16 protein-coding genes are annotated in these 18,279 nt (G+C 48.8%); 8 read left to right on the top strand and 8 right to left on the bottom strand.

Annotated elements, in window-relative coordinates; genetic code table 11:
• The first annotated feature begins 64 nt into the window (after positions 1–64).
• Both ACI43T_RS03695 and ACI43T_RS03690 read left to right on the top strand, forming a co-directional pair.
• On the top strand, positions 65–1,204 hold the full coding sequence (locus tag ACI43T_RS03695; RefSeq protein WP_405385575.1) for an NADH-dependent flavin oxidoreductase: 1,140 nt from the start codon (positions 65–67) through the stop codon (positions 1,202–1,204).
• Between the two features lie 159 nt (positions 1,205–1,363).
• Positions 1,364–2,959, top strand: coding sequence for a peptide chain release factor 3 (locus tag ACI43T_RS03690; protein ID WP_405385574.1), 1,596 nt, complete (start codon positions 1,364–1,366; stop codon positions 2,957–2,959).
• A gap of 47 nt (positions 2,960–3,006) precedes the next feature.
• On the opposite strand, the gene ACI43T_RS03685 is transcribed toward ACI43T_RS03690, so the two are convergent.
• Positions 3,007–3,777 (bottom strand): sulfite exporter TauE/SafE family protein, encoded by a 771-nt coding sequence (locus tag ACI43T_RS03685; RefSeq protein WP_405385573.1) that lies wholly within the window; start codon positions 3,775–3,777, stop codon positions 3,007–3,009.
• A 367-nt stretch (positions 3,778–4,144) separates the two neighbouring features.
• On the opposite strand from ACI43T_RS03685, the gene ACI43T_RS03680 reads away from it, so the two are divergent.
• On the top strand, positions 4,145–4,423 hold the full coding sequence (locus tag ACI43T_RS03680; RefSeq protein ID WP_405385572.1) for a hypothetical protein: 279 nt from the start codon (positions 4,145–4,147) through the stop codon (positions 4,421–4,423).
• Between the two features lie 187 nt (positions 4,424–4,610).
• Here ACI43T_RS03680 and ACI43T_RS03675 read toward each other — a convergent pair whose 3' ends face one another.
• From ACI43T_RS03675 to ACI43T_RS03650, 6 genes are all read right to left on the bottom strand, one after another.
• Positions 4,611–5,129, bottom strand: a complete 519-nt coding sequence (locus ACI43T_RS03675) for a PqiC family protein (protein WP_405385571.1) — start codon at positions 5,127–5,129, stop codon at positions 4,611–4,613.
• Positions 5,129–6,790, bottom strand: a complete 1,662-nt coding sequence (gene pqiB, locus ACI43T_RS03670; protein ID WP_405385570.1) for an intermembrane transport protein PqiB — start codon at positions 6,788–6,790, stop codon at positions 5,129–5,131. Before pqiB ends, ACI43T_RS03675 begins: the two co-directional genes overlap by 1 nt.
• Positions 6,787–8,097: a paraquat-inducible protein A gene (locus ACI43T_RS03665; RefSeq protein WP_293276293.1), complete on the bottom strand. Its 1,311-nt coding sequence runs from the start codon at positions 8,095–8,097 to the stop codon at positions 6,787–6,789. The genes pqiB and ACI43T_RS03665 overlap by 4 nt, the downstream gene beginning before the upstream one ends.
• 205 nt (positions 8,098–8,302) lie before the next feature.
• A complete protein-coding gene (porB, locus tag ACI43T_RS03660; protein WP_377080653.1) occupies positions 8,303–9,400 on the bottom strand; it encodes a trimeric porin PorB in 1,098 nt (365 codons plus the stop codon).
• 385 nt (positions 9,401–9,785) lie between these two features.
• The gene (gene truA / locus ACI43T_RS03655; protein ID WP_405385666.1) at positions 9,786–10,613 is read right to left on the bottom strand and encodes a tRNA pseudouridine(38-40) synthase TruA; all 828 of its coding nucleotides are present in this window, start codon (positions 10,611–10,613) and stop codon (positions 9,786–9,788) included.
• Between the two features lie 142 nt (positions 10,614–10,755).
• Complete coding sequence (locus ACI43T_RS03650; RefSeq protein ID WP_377081854.1) at positions 10,756–13,128, bottom strand: FimV/HubP family polar landmark protein; 2,373 nt, start codon at positions 13,126–13,128, stop codon at positions 10,756–10,758.
• 269 nt (positions 13,129–13,397) lie between these two features.
• Here ACI43T_RS03650 and ACI43T_RS03645 point away from each other — a divergent pair, with 269 nt between their 5' ends.
• From ACI43T_RS03645 to dtd, 5 genes are all read left to right on the top strand, one after another.
• Entirely contained in the window at positions 13,398–13,934 is a 537-nt protein-coding gene (locus ACI43T_RS03645) for a septation protein A (protein ID WP_377081858.1), read from the top strand.
• A complete protein-coding gene (locus ACI43T_RS03640; RefSeq protein ID WP_308022253.1) occupies positions 13,934–14,224 on the top strand; it encodes a YciI family protein in 291 nt (96 codons plus the stop codon). Before ACI43T_RS03645 ends, ACI43T_RS03640 begins: the two co-directional genes overlap by 1 nt.
• The gene (locus ACI43T_RS03635) at positions 14,224–14,493 is read left to right on the top strand and encodes a BolA family protein (RefSeq protein ID WP_009174755.1); all 270 of its coding nucleotides are present in this window, start codon (positions 14,224–14,226) and stop codon (positions 14,491–14,493) included. The genes ACI43T_RS03640 and ACI43T_RS03635 overlap by 1 nt, the downstream gene beginning before the upstream one ends.
• A gap of 21 nt (positions 14,494–14,514) precedes the next feature.
• Positions 14,515–15,387 (top strand): peptidylprolyl isomerase, encoded by an 873-nt coding sequence (locus tag ACI43T_RS03630; RefSeq protein WP_297955930.1) that lies wholly within the window; start codon positions 14,515–14,517, stop codon positions 15,385–15,387.
• Positions 15,388–15,506: 119 nt separating this feature from the next.
• Complete coding sequence (gene dtd, locus ACI43T_RS03625; RefSeq protein WP_293276260.1) at positions 15,507–15,968, top strand: D-aminoacyl-tRNA deacylase; 462 nt, start codon at positions 15,507–15,509, stop codon at positions 15,966–15,968.
• 465 nt (positions 15,969–16,433) lie between these two features.
• Here the strand turns inward: dtd and ettA are convergent, their stop codons facing one another.
• A complete protein-coding gene (gene ettA / locus ACI43T_RS03620; protein WP_003756559.1) occupies positions 16,434–18,110 on the bottom strand; it encodes an energy-dependent translational throttle protein EttA in 1,677 nt (558 codons plus the stop codon).
• Positions 18,111–18,279 lie beyond the last annotated feature (169 nt).

Below are 18,279 nucleotides of genomic sequence, written 5' to 3'. Positions count from 1 at the left end.
CGCTTGATAAATCCGCACTCGGCCCAATTCTTTAACAATCGTCCACTCATCACAGGGCATACCCATGAATCCCAAATACGCTCCGCTTTTCCAACCCTTCACCCTCAACAACGGCGTAACCGTCAAAAACCGCCTTGCCGTTGCACCCATGACCCATTTCGGCTCGCACGCCGACGGTTCAATCAGCGATCAAGAGCGCGCGTTTATCGGCAACCGCGCTGGCGATATGGGTCTCTTTATCGCCGCCGCCACCTTGGTTCAAGACGGGGGCAAAGCCTTTCCCGGCCAACCCGAAGCCACGGGCGAACACTGCCTCGACAGCTTGAAAGAAACCGCCCAACTCATTCAAAAACAAGGTGCGAAAGCGATTCTGCAAATCCATCACGGCGGCTACAAAGCCATGGCGGAACTCAACCGCCGCGATAAAATCAGCGCGTCCGCCAACGAGGCGGAAGGTGCGCGCGAAGCGAGTGCTGCAGAAGTGGACGAACTGGTCGCCTCTTTCGCCCGAGCTGCCGATTTGGCACTTCGCGCAGGCTTTGACGGCGTGGAAATCCACGGCGCAAACAGCTACTTAATCCAACAGTTTTACTCCGCCCAAAGCAACCGCCGCAGCGACAAATGGGGCGGCAGTTTGGAAAACAGAATGCGTTTCCCGCTCGCCGTCGTCGATGCCATCGCCGCCGTCCGCGACAAACACCAACGCAACGACTTCATCATCGGCTACCGCTTCTCGCCCGAAGAAGCAGGCGAAGACGGGCTGACCATGACCGAAACCGGCGCACTGATTGACGCGCTGGTACAGAAGCCGCTGCAATACCTGCACATTTCCCTGTGGGAATTCGACAAAAAAATCCGACGCGGCGGCGATACGGCACAAACCCGTATGCAGTTCATCCACGAACGCATCAACGGCAAACTGCCCCTTATCGGCGTGGGCAACCTGTTTACTGCCGATCAAATTCTGGCCGCTTATGAAACCGGCTGGGCGGAATTTATCGCTTTGGGCAAAACCGTTATGCTCAATCCGCACATCACCACACAAATCCTTGAAGGCCGTGAAGCCGAAATCGAAACGCAACTTGATACGACGCGCGCAGACCATTACGGCTTCCCCGACACCCTGTGGAAACTTGCCGCCAGCGGCACGCAGTCGTGGCTGCCGCCGGTAAAAGGCGCGGACTGGAAACCGATGGATATTTAAGAATGGATTCATGGCAAAGGCCGTCTGAAAAATTTTCAGACGGCCTTTGCTCCGCCCAATCATTGAATAAACAGGCATTTTTTTGTACAATCCCCGCCATCTCAAATATCTCTCAGGCCGTCTGAAAAAACGGCCTGAACCTTTTTGCAAAGAAAGCCCATGTCCCAAGAAATCCTTGACCAAGTGCGCCGCCGCCGCACATTTGCCATCATCTCCCACCCCGACGCGGGTAAAACCACGCTGACTGAAAAGCTGTTGCTGTTTTCAGGCGCGATTCAGAGCGCGGGTACGGTAAAAGGCAAGAAAACCGGCAAATTCGCCACCTCCGACTGGATGGACATCGAGAAACAGCGCGGCATTTCCGTGGCATCAAGCGTGATGCAGTTCGACTACAAAGACCACACCGTCAACCTCTTGGACACGCCGGGACACCAAGACTTCTCCGAAGACACCTACCGCGTTTTGACCGCCGTGGACAGCGCGTTGATGGTCATCGACGCGGCAAAAGGCGTGGAAGCGCAAACCATCAAACTCTTGAACGTCTGCCGCCTGCGCAATACGCCGATTGTTACCTTCATGAACAAATACGACCGCGAAGTGCGCGATTCTTTGGAATTGCTGGACGAAGTGGAAAATATTTTAAAAATCCGCTGCGCGCCCGTTACTTGGCCCATCGGCATGGGCAAAAACTTCAAGGGCGTGTACCACATCCTGAACGACGAAATCTATCTCTTTGAAGCCGGCGGCGAACGGCTGCCGCACGAGTTCGACATCATCAAAGGCATCAATAATCCCGAACTGGAACAACGCTTTCCATTGGAAATCCAACAGTTGCGCGACGAAATCGAATTGGTGCAGGCTGCTTCCAACGAGTTCAATCTCGACGAATTTCTCGCCGGCGAACTCACGCCCGTGTTCTTCGGCTCGGCGATTAACAACTTCGGCATTCAGGAAATCCTCAATTCATTGATTGACTGGGCGCCCGCGCCAAAACCGCGCGACGCGACCGTGCGCATGGTCGAGCCGGACGAGCCGAAGTTTTCCGGATTTATCTTTAAAATCCAAGCCAATATGGATCCGAAACACCGCGACCGCATCGCCTTTTTGCGCGTCTGCTCCGGCAAATTCGAACGCGGCATGAAGATGAAACACCTGCGCATCAACCGCGAAATCGCCGCGTCCAGCGTGGTTACATTTATGTCGCACGACCGCGAGCTGGTGGAAGAAGCCTACGCAGGCGACATCATCGGCATCCCGAACCACGGCAACATCCAAATCGGCGACAGCTTCTCCGAAGGCGAACAACTGGCGTTCACCGGCATCCCCTTCTTCGCGCCCGAACTGTTCCGCAGCGTCCGCATCAAAAACCCACTGAAAATCAAGCAACTGCAAAAAGGCCTGCAACAGCTCGGCGAAGAAGGCGCGGTACAGGTGTTCAAACCGATGAGCGGCGCGGATTTGATTTTGGGCGCGGTCGGCGTGTTGCAGTTTGAAGTCGTTACCTCACGCCTCGCCAATGAATACGGCGTAGAGGCCGTGTTCGACAGCGCATCCATCTGGTCGGCGCGCTGGGTATCGTGTGAAGACAAGAAAAAGCTGGCGGAGTTTGAAAAAGCCAATGCAGGCAATCTCGCCATCGACGCAGGCGGCAATCTCGCCTACCTCGCCCCCAACCGCGTGAATTTGGGACTCACGCAAGAACGCTGGCCAGACATCGTGTTCCACGAAACGCGCGAGCATTCGGTGAAGCTGTAAAATCCAAAGGCCGTCTGAAAATTTCAGACGGCCTTTTCAGTTCGGCATCAACTCAATAAATCCCAAGCGAATTTTCCAATCGTCAGGCACAGCAGCAGCATGAATCCGTAACGCAGGAAACGGGTTCCGCCGCGTATCACCAACCGCGCGCCGACCATGCCGCCGCATAAATTCGCCAGTGCCAACGGTACCGCCCATGCCCATACGACATGCCCTTGCGGGATGAAAAATGTCAGCGCGGCAAGGTTGGTGGTCGAATTGATGACTTTGCCCGCCGCGTTTGCCGTCAGGAAATCGTAACCGTAAAAACGGACGAACACGAAAGCCAGCAGGCTGCCCGTTCCCGGCCCGAAAATGCCGTCGTAAAAACCGATTAACGCGCCGAAAAACAGGCCCCACCACGTTTCGCGGCGCGTCAGTTTTTCGGTGCGCACCGCCTGCCCCAAGTCTTTTTTCAGAAAAGTATAAAGGCACATGGCAATCATGATGACCAGCATCGCCGGTTTCATATATTGCACGGGGAAATACGCCACGGCATTCGCGCCCAGATAGGAAGCGGCAAACGCCAGCACGGCGGCGGGCAGCAGCATTTTCCACGGCATGGAGATTCTGCACAGATACTGCCCCGTTGCGGTCAGCGTGCCGCAGCAGGAAGCGAATTTATTGATGCCCATCACTGAAGCAACGAGCGTAGCGTTCGGTAATAGATTGAACAACCCGGGTATCTGCAACAGGCCTCCGCCGCCAACCGCAGCATCCATCAGCCCTGCGGCAAAACCGATTAACAGCAGGTAATAAAAAAACGAATCTGCAAGCATAGTTTTCATCCCTTGAAAGCAAAGCGATTGTCCGCGTGTTTAAGCACCATGACAACTACAAAGGCCGTCTGAAAAAATCTTTGCGGCCAAACCTGTTTTCAGACGGCCTTTCTTTTTAAATTCAGTTACTAAAATTGCGGATTGAAAATTCTTGAATCACAATCCGCGCTTCACTGTTTTTCTGCACCTCAAATCATGGAACACCGAACGCAAAAACTACGGGCGCATGGGCATTTTCGCCCACATTGTTTTCGCGGCCGCTGGCCGCAACGGCCGATTTACCTCGGCCAGATTGCCGCACAAGCCATTTATACCTATAAATTTCTGAAAATGCTGTGGCATCTGGTCAGCAATCTGGGCATTATGGATGAAACACCGTCATGCTTGCCGTACTCAATCTGATTGGCGTCGTGATGATTGCCAATCTGCTGACGATGGTGATTATTTGAAAGTCAAACCGTCGATGTCCATCATCAGCATTTTGTCTATTCATTTGCTGCAAACGTTCATCAATGCGGCCAACCTCTCTGAAAAGCAAAAATCATGTGGCAATATATCATCCACCTGCTTTCTGATTTCCGCCATCGCCATGACTTTGCCGGACAAAATCGTATACAGATACAGCACGACGCATAAGGCGCATTGACTACCGGTTGACACCATAAATGGCAATGATTTTATGGCCGCTTAAAACAAGAATGACATAACGCGTCGTACCCTTGGCAGCTTCGCCATATTTTAGCCGGCTTATCACGGTCTATATAAACAGGCCGTCTGAAATCCTTGATTCAAGGTTTTTCAGACGGCCTTTCGTCTTTTCGGTTTTGCGATTTTCAATAAGCAACCGCTTGTGCCACTTTGCCCAAGCCGTTTTCCAAAGATTCGAGCATGGCGGTATAGCCGTCGCCTTGTTGCGGTGTGGTGATGTCAAACGGTTTGCTGCGTCCGTCCGGCCATAAGGCGTAGCCGCTGACGGTGGTTTGCCCCTGATAGCTGCCTTGGAAAGCCTCGATATAGATTTTCAGGGTTTGCCCGCTTTGGCTGCGTGAGGCGGGAACGAAAGTATGGTGCGGGTTGAGGCGGTTGAGTTTGTTGCTGAGGTTTGCCGCCAACGCGCCGTCGAGCGGCGCCGCCCAAAGGTGGTTCTTCGCCAGATTCACGTGATACTCGTCGGTTTGATAAACGAGGCCGCCGCTGGCAAGCGGTTCGGCAAGGTTGACTTTGACTGCTATTTCACTGCCTTGAGCCGCCGGTCGGATGTATTGGCTGTCGGGCAGGACGAAATATTGCGGGCTTTGCGTAGTGCCGCAGGCGGCAAGCGTCAGGGCGGCGGCAATCGGGAAGAGGCGCATTATCGGCTTCCTTTCGGGATGGGGTCTTTGCTGCTGCTGTTAAAAATCAGCGCATTGGGTTTTTCTTTCAAAGTATTAATGACGGGCTGTACGTCTCTGAGGGTTTTGTCCAGGCTTTGCAGGGTATTTTGCACGTCACCGTAGATGGGCGATTGCGGCGATACGCCTTGCAGGGTTTGACGCAATTCTTTCAGGGTTTGGTTCAGCTCGTTGGGGATGTTTTGCGTTTGCGGTTTGCCGACCAGTTTGTCAATGGAACTTAAAGCGGCATTGGCAGATTTGAGGGTGGATTTGAGTTCGGCAAGCGAACCGTTCAACCCTGTAACGGTTTTATCCAACGGCAGATTGTTGAATTTCTCCAGCAAATCCGCCACTTTCGCCTGCAAATCGTCCAAACCGCCGCCTCGTGTGGCAATGACGGTATCGCCTGCGTAAACGGTGTGCGGTCTCAGCTTGGGTGAAGACGAGGGTTGGTCGGTCAATTCGACCATTTTGCTGCCGGTAATCAAGTTGTTGCTGGAAATGGTGGCGGTCAAACCTTTGCCCAAAGCTGCCTGGAATTGTTGTTTCCAATGTTCTTTGCTTTGTTCGTCGGCATTGATTTCCATGCGCGACGGCTCGATGCGGATGCGCACGGGAATCCAGCCGTTTTCAAACATATGCAGGCTGTCGTTGCGGTCGAAATAGGGAACGTCGGAAACCATGCCGACATTCAGTCCTTTATATTCGACGGGCGAACCGGCGGTCAAGCCGCGCACGGACTGTTTGAAAAATGCGGTGTAATACAACGAACGGTCGTCGGGCAGGTTTGCCACTTCGCTGCGGCTGTCGTAAAGCGTGAAACTGTCTTCACTTTTCACATTTTTGCTGTCTTTGGTTTTCGGCGAATCAAACGAAATCGCACCGGAAAGCAACGCGGGTAGAGGGGCGGAATTGAGTTTTACACCGCTGCCCGTGGTTTCGATATTGATGCCGCTCTCCAGCCAGAAACGGCTGGCGGAATTAATCAGTTTGTCGTTCGGGCTTTGGATGAAGATGGTGTAATGCACGGTTTGGTCGGATGGCTCGAAACGCGCGCTTTCCACCTGCCCGACCATAAAGTTTTCATAAAGCACCGGGCTGCTGACGTTGAGGATTTTGTCGTTTTGACCGACCAGCTTCAGACGCAGGCCGCTTTGCCCGATGGCGGCAATCGGCGGAATATCCTGCACTTCAAATACATCCTTCGTTTCATTGCTTTTGCCCGGCGTGAACGCGATATACGAGCCGGACAGGAGCGTGCTCAAACCGGTTACGCCGCTTTGGTCGATACGCGGCTTGACCACCCAAAATTGCGTATCGCTGCGGATGAGGTCTTTCGCATCGGCGTTAAGCTGGGCGGTTACTTCCACGCCTTTTTGGTCGTCGCGCAATTTAATGCGGGTAACCCTGCCGACATCGACGTTCAACACTTTAATCACCGTATTGTTAACTTCAATACCTTCCGCGCTGTCCATCAAAAGCGTAACAACCGGCCCTCTGTTGCGGATATCTTTCACCAGCAGCCAGCCGCCCGCCAAAAGCGCAATCAGCGGGATCAACCACACGACTGACGTGAAGACATTGGTTTTTTTGACACGCGCGGGAACGTGATGTGTTTGAGAAGAATCGTGTTTTTTCATTGTTTTCGGGTATCGCTAGAATCAAGGCCGTCTGAAAGCTGTTGCTGCCTGTCCCAAATCAGACGGGGGTCGAAATAATAAGCAGACAACATAGTAAGAATAACGACCAGACAGAAATAAACCGCCGCACCGCCCGGCACGACACGCGCCATATTGGTATGGAACGCACTCATCAGAATAATAATCACAAAAATATCAATCATCGACCAACGGCCGATAGATTCAGTAATCCGGTACAGCACCGACATTTTCGCCGCACTCATCGGCGGTTTGAAATAGGCAGAAGCAATCAAAACTGCCATTGCAATAATCTTCAACACCGGCACCATAATGCTCGCACTGAAAATAATCACGGCAATCATCCTATCGCCGTCGTTCCACATATACACAATACCGTTGAAAATCGTATTAATCTCTAAAGCCGTCGGGTTGGACGAAATCATAATCGGCAGGATATTGGCAGGAAAATACAAAATTAGAGCCGCCAAAAGAAAAGCCAACGAAATATTCAGGCTTTTCGGACGGCGGCGGTACAAATCCGCACCGCACACACCACAGGGATGTTCGTCCTTATCACGGAAATACAGGCAGCGGCTGCAACAGATTTTGTCCTCCGAGGCCGTCTGAACTGCATGACCGCCCGTCAGCCTGTGGATTTTATAATAAACCCAATGCTGCGGAATCGAGACCGATGTCCGAATCAGCATGACTGACAACGGAAACATCAGATAAAACGCCGAGCCGAACTCCACCACCGCCACGGAAGAAAGCTTGATATACGCCACCAAAGTGGAAATGAAAAACACGTCCACCATAATCCAGTGGCGCAGCCGCACCAAAATACGCGTTGCAAAACGCAGCGCAGGATATGCCCTTTCCCGCACTAGAGCGGTATAGACATACAAACACAACAGTAAAAACAGCAAAGGAGCACCGAAAGTCAGGACAAACATCACCTCCGCCAAAAAACCGTAATCTAGTGAAATCAACAGACGCATCATCTGAGGCAGCGACAAAATCGACGTTACGCCAAACAAATCCACGCGCACATAAACCATACTGTACGCAAAAGCCATTAGAATCAGCGAAGTCAGAGCATACGCGAGGGGCACGATATACGGATTGTTTTCCACCTCCACCACTTCATGATTACACACAGGACAATGCGCTTCCTGTCCCTGTCGCAGCGTCGGAATATCCATACGGCAACCGCAATCGGGACATTCCACCGTATGGGCGGGTAGCGTCGCGTCAGGAAGATAAGACTTGTAACGCCACCAGCGATGGTAGATACGAACAGGCTTCATCATTAGGACAAGGAACCGGAAAATCTTTGAGAATCCGCATTATAAAGGAAAAACAGGCATTTGCCGATTCTATATTAAAATCAGCAAATACCTGTATCCCATCCGGATTGGAATCATTACCGAAAACGGTAAGAATTTTTTGAGAATTACAAATAAAAAGAGAACCTGTCGAAACAGGTTCTCCTTCCCAGCTAATCTTTTCAGATTAGAATTTGTGACGCAGACCAACCAAACCGGCAGTGTTTTCCACTTTATTATCGCGTTTACCTGCACGCAACCAACCAGCAGAAACCATGGCAGTAGTACGTTTGGAGAAGTCGTAATCAGCACCTACTACAACTTGGTTGTACTCAGTTGCTTTTTTATCATCAGCATTCAGGTTTTTACCTTTAGCTTTGAAACCGTGTGCATAAGAAACACGAGGAGTCACATTACCAAAGCGGTAAGCACCAGTTACAGCCAACTCATGAGTTTTGATACGTCTAGTATCACGAACCAAAGCATCATAAGCATCTTTATCAGCATCTTTATCCAAGCCTGCCAAAGCGGCGCGGTAAGTACCGACGGTATCCCAACCGTTAGTATATTGGTAACCTAATGCTGCAAAGATATTGTTTGCATCATAGCCCGCTTGAACTTGATGGGCATGACCAGTTTTGCCTTTGTTATTGTCACCAACGTAGGCAGATTTCTTAAATGCTCCACCATATTGAGCGAAGAAACCTGAATTTTCATAGTTCAAACCAGCGTAGTAAGCAGAGGTATCACTATAGTCTGTGTTACGACCAGTCTCGGCTTGGTTATCACGAGGAGTAAATTGAACGTTCGCGCTAAAACCTGCAAATACTGGGGAATCATAACGAGCAGACACTACACGCTCACCAGTACGGGTAAATACTCCCAAACCTAATGCAGGGTTTTTGTATTCCCACGGATCAATTTTATCCATGTCTTTCAGTTGGGTATTCAGTTTACCGGCACGTACTTTACCAAAACCACCTTCCAAACCAACGAAAGATTCACGGGTGGCCCAGCCACTATCAGTACCAGCTACGGAAGTTTTCTGCTCAACCTGCCAAATGGCATTCAGATCACTACCCAAGTGTTCGTGACCTTTAAAACCAATGCGCGAACCAAAATCAGAGATTTTAGTAGTAGTATGGGATTTAGTCTCAGCACCATTACTTTTCACTTTAGTTTGGGCAACTTCCACACCAGCTTTGATTTGGCCGTACAGAGTTACATCAGCCATTGCAGCAACCGGCAGGGTGGCTAAAGACAGAGCAATCAGAGATTTTTTCATTGCTGTATTCCTTTTCTATCGTTAAGAAATAACACAAACGGAGGGAGGCCGTTTTGTTGTTTGCAACCCCTGCTTAGTACAAGCAGCGATTTCATGTGTTCAATATAATTGGTTGGCGGCAAAAAAACAAACTTTATTGAATGTTTGCTACTTTACCTTTTCTCTCAAAGTAATGATAAATAAATTATTTTATTTAAAAAAATATTAGAATCAATAAGTTATAATGTTAATTTATTAAATTGCGATTTTACAACACATTTTAGATATATCACATATTTGCCACACTACCATGAAGAACACAGTATTTGCGTATATCAATGCTTCACCTCAACCAAGCCAAATTTTTCCTTTTTAAAGTAGCACATCTGAACCCTTTATGGTTATACTATCCGATGTTCCTCATCCAATAAGGCAACTGAATTTTTGGAATACCAAACTCCCGCGGATAATCCACTCCTGTCAGATACAAACCATCAGACATAAAAGTCGGAGGCGCTTTCAGGCGACTCCTTTCTTTTATTAAATCAGCAAATTGCCCCACATCCAATCTTCCACATCCGACATAAACCAAAGCTCCCATTATATTACGCACCATATGATGCAAAAAGGCATTGCCATGTATATCAAAATACAGCCATTCAGCCCCCCCACCAACCTCTGTACTATATATGGTTTTAACTGGAGATTTCGCCTGGCATTCGGCAGCACGAAAACTAGAAAAATCATGTTCTCCAACCAATAATGCTGCTGCCTGCCGCATTCTTTCCAGATTAAGTGGCAAATGCGTCCATCCCGCCCTACCCTTCATTAAAGGAGAACGAACAGGGGCAGATTGCAAAAGATAACGGTAACGACGCCCAAATGCATCAAACCTCGCATGAAAATGCGGTTGTGTCGTTTGCGCACACAATACCGCTACTCCGTCAGGAAGATATGCATTCACACCACGCACCCATGCTTGCGGCGGTCGAAATACCCCGGTATCAAAATGAACTACTTGAGCAACCGCGTGTACACCGGTATCAGTTCTCCCCGCCACAGTAACAGAAATATTTTCTCCTGCAATTTTACTGATTGCTGATTCTAATTCTGCTTGTACAGTAGGAATACCTTCGGCTTGCTTCTGCCACCCGAAAAATCGACTACCATCATAAGATAAAACCAAAATCCATCTTTGCTTTATAAGCTGTAAATTCGATACGGAGTTTGCCATACTATAATCATTGATATATTGTGGAAAGTTCATTGTACTGCCTCGGACGGACCACAGACCATAATCAACCTGATAAAAAGGAATTTCAGCTAAAAGAAAAAGATGCCGTCTGAAACGGCATCTTCATCCAACCCAATAATATTTAAGAATCCAATTCTTTCAACATCTCTTTGGCTTTATCTAAAATAGCGCCTTGCGATTCTTCAAGCAATTCTTGCAATGTTTCACGAGCCGCAGCTGGATCGCCTATTTCAACATACATTTTAGCCAATTCATATTTCGCTTCAAACGGCGCCGTCATACCTACTGATTCGGAAATGAAACTGCTGTTTTCATTTGATGCGCCATCTACATCTTCAACAGCAATATCTTCCCAGTCTACATTTCCATCAGTCTCATCAATTTGTAACGGCTGTTCATCAAAATCGGTACTATCCTGGAATGACAAGCCTCGATCTTGCCTAACAGCAAACACCTCAGAAGAATCAGAATCATGCTTTTCTTCGAAAGTAATTTCTTCAGTTTCAAGAGACGGTTCCTCAATCGCCTTATTACTTTCTTTATCTTCCTCAGGGGAAGGTATTTCAAAGTCCAACGGCTCACTAGAAGCAGACTCTTTATCCTCATTTATATTATCAAGATCTTTCTCTCGCTCTTGATGAATTTCTTGAGAAAGAGGTAAATGCTCCTCTTTATTCTCTTCCGCCTCATCAACCGCAAAGAAATCTAATACCTCGTCTTCTTTAACTTCTACTTCTTCCTTAACGGAATCAGTCACTGAAGAATGACTTTCCTGTTTAATTACAGATGATTGGTTTGAAGATAAAAACGAAGGTTCAGTATCCGGTTCGTAAACACTTTCGGTTGATTCAATCGTATCCCAATCCGCATTACGGCGTTTTTCCGTTTCCTCATCAGTTGTTACCGCACTGGAAACGATACCGGATTGAACCGCCTCAACTGAATTCCAATCTACTTTGACATCATCTTTATCTGCAACATTTTCTTCGGTTGCCTGAGTAAAGAAAATATCATCATCAAAATCATCCTCAATCGCTAAACCTTCTTCAGTAGACGGCTCTTTCGATGTACCTTTTTCATCAAAACCAACATGAACCTCAGGCTTCGTTTTAGGAGATTCTATTTCTTCAGCTTCTTCTGTACTCTTAGTTTCAGCAGCAAATTTTTGCTCTTCCAAAGAAGAGTTAACATTGCTGAAAGAAAAACCTTCTTCGTCTTCTTCATCCTCATCAGAATGCTGCTTAGCAACCGGAACTACAATTTTCTGCTCTCCGGTTTTACGCCCGGCAAGCAGTTTTGCCAACAGCAACAACACTACAAGTGACGCTCCACCAATCAGCAACCAACGCCACAATCCACCTTCTTCAGAAGGAATATTTTTTTCAGACGGCCTTACTTGTTCTTGTTGCTCTACAGTCTGTTTAGGTAACCGTTCGGCCGCACTTGCTGCTCCAGCACCTACATCGGAAGCAGGGCTTACCACAGCCTCTGATGCCGCTCTAACTTCATTCTCAATCGGCTTAACGGTTTCAGGAACTGTTTCCTGTATATTTTTATCTTTTGCTTGGGCGTCAGAAGCAGGTTTAGCTCCGGAAGGCGCCACGACAGTGGGTTGCTCTACCTGCTGAGGTTTTTGGGCATTTTGCTGAGCCTGATCCAAAGCTTGGGCTGCATTTTCAGCAGGCACTTTTACAGCAGGGGGCTGAGCCGCCAAACGCTTCATTTCATCACGTGCGGGAATATTCAATACTTTCCCTGCCAACATTCTGTCGGCATTATTTTCAATAAATACAGTCGGGTTCGCATTGACCAAGGCACGCATGGTTTCGGCCACACTCATACCTTGTGGACGAATACGGGCAGAAATACCGAGCAATGTCTCTCCGTTAAGTACCAAATGGCGCTTACCATAGCTTATATTGGAATATTCTTTTTCGTTGGCTATTTGTGTCTGTCTGCCGGTAATTTTAGGTTTAGTTGCCTGAACAGGCTCCTGATACTCCGCTTCTTCAGAATTGACGATACGGCTGATACGTTCGCGCGCGGCTTCACGATCAACATTTTGGGATTTCGGGGCAGAGGCTGGTTCAACTTTGGTTGTCTGATTATTGTTGTTGATACGCGCACGGGAGGAACCATCCGGCTTTGATGCATAATCAGCCGGATCGATAATAGCCGTATATTCACGCGATTGAGAGCCTGCACCTACTTGAAAAATCAGTACGGGGTCTTGGATAGGCTGGGAAGAACGGATGCTTATGATTGCTTTATCGCCCGATTTGCGCACGCTGGTACGCAAGTTTCCGTTGGAAACCGTAGCTTTTCCGCCATTCAACAGCGCTTTGGCCTCATCACCGGTAACGGTAATACTGCCCGAAAAAGGCTCACCGAGATTTGACTGGACATTCAGTCCGCCCAGCCCCGCAACTGCGCTGAAAGACGTCATCAACGCTACGGAAGCAGCAATCAATTTCATTTTATGATGGTTTTTCAAGATTTATCCCCTGTTTGAATTACAGTCCTGCTGTGCGATACCACGCAATTAACTATATATTCCGTCATGATATAGTCTAAAACCTATTTTTGCCAAGCAATCTGCTAAATTAAGTTAAAAAGAAGCCGTAAATATGCGGCTTTATAGCCACTATTCGTTTCTTTTGCACAAACACGGCTATTTTACTGATTATCCGCCCTTGCGAACAGATGCAAAAATACGCCGCAACCTGTATGATTGCCCTTTACGTGATTTGTTTCCTCCTCCCTATGAAAATTCTCAGCGACTTACTGGCCGTCATCCTTTTTTTCATCACTTATACCGTTACAAAAAACATTATTTGGGCAACAGCCGTAGCTTTGGCGACGGGTGTCGTTCAAGCAGTTTTCACCTATATCAAAAACAAAAAACTTGAAACAATGCAGTGGGTCAGCCTGATTCTGATTGTTGTCTTGGGCGGCGCGACCATTTTATTGAAAGACCAGCGTTTCATCATGTGGAAGCCGACTGCCCTGTTTTGGTTTGGCGCACTGGCGCTGGCTGTCGGACAAATTATGGGGAAAAACAGCCTGAAATCCTTGATGGGTAAAGAACTCGAACTCCCCGACCTTGTTTGGCGCAAACTGACTTTTGCATGGATAGGTTATTTGCTGTTTATGGGTATTGCCAATATTATCGTGTTTAAAAACTTTACCGAAGCACAGTGGGTAAGCTACAAACTGTTCGGTTCAACCGCTCTGATGATTGTTTTTGTCATCGGACAGGGCTTATACTTGAGCCGCTATTTACCACGGGAGAATAATTGATGGAATATTATATGTTGCTGGCAACCGATGCCGATGATGTACATGAAGCACGAATGGCAGCACGGCCTGCCCATCTGAAACGCTTGGAAGCTCTGAAAGCAGAAGGCCGCCTGCTGACCGCAGGTCCGAATCCCCTGCCTGACAATCCCGAACGCGTATCGGGCAGCCTGATAATCGCACAGTTCGAATCATTGGATGCCGCGCAGCAATGGGCGGAACAAGACCCGTATGTCGATGCGGGCGTTTACGAAGAAGTATTGATTAAACCTTTCAAAGCCGTGTTCAAATAATGGATATGAAGCAGTCTATCGCAAGCCGTCTGAAAACGCTTGAACCCCGAATTTTCGAATTTCAGGACGACAGCCACCTGCATGTCGGACACGCTGGCAATCGCGGCGGCGGCCATTACAGCATTTTGGTCGTCAGCACCTTGTTTCGGGACACTCCGCGCCTTGAACGCCAGCGTACCGTCAAAGGCTTGTTGCAGGATTTATTTTCAGACGGCCTTATTCACGCTTTGAGCATTAAGGCACTTACCCCCGAAGAATATTTCAACTGAATTGGAAGCAGAGAGAAAATGATGAAAAAGAGCCATATTATTTCCGCCTTGGTACTGGCAGCCTTATCGGGCACCCTGTCGGCAAAAACCTTGGTAACGGTAAACGGTACCGCCATCGACAGCAGCACCATCGATGATCAGGTCAAAGTCATCCGCAGTCAGAACAAACAGGTTCAGGATAGTCCCGCCCTACGCAAAAGCCTGACCGAACGGCAGATTATCGCCACCGTTGTCTCGCAAGAGGCCAAACGCCTGAAACTGGATCAGAGCGCGGAATTTAAAAAGGCAGCGGAGCAATCCCGTGCTGCCGCAACCAAACAAGGTGCGGATAAAAAGCCCACCTTTAAAACCGAATGGGCTGTATTTGAAAAAGACCTGTTAGGACAGGCATTTGCCATGCACATTGCCAAACAGAACCCTGTACAGGAAAAAGACATCAAAACCGCCTACAACGACTTCAGCAAATTTTACAAAGGCACTCAGGAAGTACAGCTGGGACAAATTGCCGCCCGCAGCAACGAAGATGCGCAAAAAGCCATTAAAGACTTAGAAGCGAAAAAAAGTTTCGCCAATGTGTTGAAACAATACTCCGTTGACGAACAAGCCAAAAAAGCCGGCGGCATCGCACGCGGTTATGTACCGCTGAAAGATTTGGAACAGTCCGCCCCGCCGCTGTATGCTGCCATCAAAGACCTGAAAAAAGGCGGCTTTACCTCTGCACCGCTGCCAAACGGCAATGTTTACAGCGTGTTCTACATAAACGACCGACGCGATATTAAAGTTCCGTCATACGAAGAGATGAAGAACGAAATCGGCAGCGAATTGCAGGCATCCCGTATCGACGCCGCCATCGGCGCTCTGATGCAGAAAGCAGATATCAAACCTGCCCAATAAGCCGTCAGACAAAGTTCCCCAAAAACATAATACCGACTTATGTATGATTGAGGCCGTCTGAAACCCGTCTTCCGAACCGGTTTTCAGACGGCCTTTTCTACAAACCGATTAGGAACAATATGCGTGCCGTCATCCAAAAAGTTACCCATGCCGAAGTGGACGTTATCAGTGCCGACAGCCGTGAAACCTGCGGCAGAATCGACAGCGGTTTTGTCGTCCTGCTCGGCGTTACCCATCGGGACACGGAAACCGATGCCAAATATATTGCTGATAAAACGGCCAATCTGCGGATTTTTGAAGACGAAACAGGCAAACTCAATCTTTCGCTGAAAGATACCGGCGGAACAGTTCTGCTTGTTTCCCAATTCACACTTTACGCCGATGCACGCAACGGCCGCCGCCCGTCCTTCTCAGATGCCGCGCCAGCCGCACAGGCCGACGAACTCTACCGTCTGGTTGCCGACCTGCTGCGCGCCCACGGGCTGCACGTCGAAACAGGACGCTTCCAAACCCATATGCAGATAAACCTGTGCAACGACGGGCCGGTTACGCTGCTGCTGGATTCGCAAAAACTGTTCTGATTTTACTCGAACAAATTTTAAATTATTCTTTTCAAATAATTACAATTAACTAATACAGATAAAAAAAGCCGTCTGAATGCAAGTTTCATTCAGACGGCCTCATTGTTTTACATATATCAATGTAAACAAGGGAATAAACAGCGAAGGAATTTACTACAGATGAAAAAATTAACACTTAACGAGCCTCAAATTTATCTGTGTCTCACTACAAACACATTTTGAAAGCTCAGGCGTATTTTACATTAAATTAAAAAACAAAGAAATATTTTCACAAATTTTTCTATCCTATTTTATAGTAAGTAACTCCCAAAAGAGAATTTCTTTTAAATAAGCGCTTATTTGACAAGACAATGCGGCGAATAACCTTTTTATACGTTGTTGTTTTTGTACCGCTCCAGACAAATAAAGAAGCCGTCTGAAAAGCTTTTCTAACATTTTCAGACGGCCTCATCACTAAAGAAAGAATCAACGCGTTACTGGTTTATATTTAATCCGTTTCGGTTTCGCACCCTCTTCGCCCAAACGACGTTTCTTGTCGGCTTCGTATTCCTGATAGTTGCCGTCGAAGAACACCCATTTCGAATCGCCTTCGCACGCCAGAATATGCGTGGCGATGCGGTCGAGAAACCAGCGGTCGTGCGAAATCACCATCACGCTGCCGGCAAATTCCAGCAATGCGTCTTCCAGCGCACGCAGGGTTTCCACGTCAAGGTCGTTGGACGGTTCGTCCAGCAGCAACACATTGCCGCCGCTCAACAAGGTTTTGGCCAAGTGCAAACGTCCGCGTTCGCCGCCGGAGAGCTGCCCCGCGATTTTGCTTTGGTCGCTGCCTTTGAAGTTGAAGCGTCCCAAATATTGGCGGGCGGGAATTTCAAACTGTCCGACCTGCAAAATGTCGCGGCCTTCGGCGATGTTGTCGAACACGGTTTTGTCGTTTTGCAAACCTTCGCGGCTTTGGTCAATCAGGCTCATTTTCACGGTTTGCCCGATTTTCACTTCGCCGGAATCGGGCTGCTCTTTGCCCGCAATCATTTTGAACAGCGTCGATTTACCCGCGCCATTCGGGCCGATGATGCCGACAATCGCGCCCGCAGGCACTTTAAAGCTCAAATCGTCAATCAGCACTTTATCGCCGAACGATTTGGAAACATTCACAAATTCAATCACTTCGTTACCCAAACGCTCGGCGACGGGAATGAAGATTTCCTGCGTTTCATTGCGTTTTTGGTATTCGTAGTTGCTCATTTCCTCAAAACGCGCCAAACGCGCTTTGGACTTGGCTTGGCGGCCTTTGGCATTCTGGCGCACCCATTCCAATTCCTGCTTCATCGCTTTCACACGCGCGGCTTCGGATTTCGCCTCGTTTTCCAAGCGTTTTTCTTTCTGCTCCAGCCAAGACGAGTAATTGCCTTTCCACGGAATACCGTGTCCGCGGTCGAGTTCCAAAATCCATTCGGCGGCGTTGTCGAGGAAATAACGGTCGTGCGTTACCGCGACGACTGTACCGGGGAAACGCACCAAGAATTGCTCCAGCCATTCCACCGATTCCGCGTCCAAGTGGTTGGTCGGCTCGTCCAGCAGCAGCATGTCGGGCTTGCTCAACAAGAGTTTGCACAAAGCGACGCGGCGTTTTTCACCGCCGGACAGATTGCCGATTTTGGCGTCCCATTCCGGCAGACGCAGCGCGTCGGCGGCGATTTCCAATTCATGTTCCGCGCCGCCGCCGGTGGACGAACCTGCCGCAATAATCGCTTCCAAGCGGCCTTGCTCTTCCGCCAGCGCGTCAAAATCCGCATCGGGATTGGCGTACTCGGCATACACTTCTTCCAAACGTTTCTGCGCCGCAGCCACTTCGCCCAAACCGCTTTCCACTTCCTCGCGCACGGTTTTCTCAGGATCAAGCTCCGGCTCTTGCGGCAGATAGCCAATTTTGATGCCGCCCATCGGCACGGCTTCGCCCTCAAATTCCTTATCCACACCCGCCATAATCCGCAGCACGGTGGACTTGCCCGCGCCGTTCAAACCGAGCAAGCCGATTTTCGCGCCGGGGAAGAAGGAAAGGGAAATATCTTTAATGATGGTTTTCTGCGGCGGCACAACCTTGCTCACGCGCAGCATGGAATAGACGTATTGTTGGCTCATAAATCTCTTTCAAAATAAAACAATCGGCCTGCCGTTCGCACGAAGGCCGTCTGAAAACAATCGGGAATTTTTCGGCAGTCGGCCCCATTCTAACCGATTCCCGATAAAGCCGCCTGTCAAAAAAGGCCGTCTGAACATTTTTCAGACGGCCTTATCGCTCATTTCAAGC

The organism is Neisseria oralis (assembly GCF_045062685.1).
GTDB lineage: Bacteria > Pseudomonadota > Gammaproteobacteria > Burkholderiales > Neisseriaceae > Neisseria > Neisseria oralis.
The sequence above is the reverse complement of the archived record's forward strand: the minus strand, read 5'-3'. Positions and strand labels throughout refer to the sequence as shown.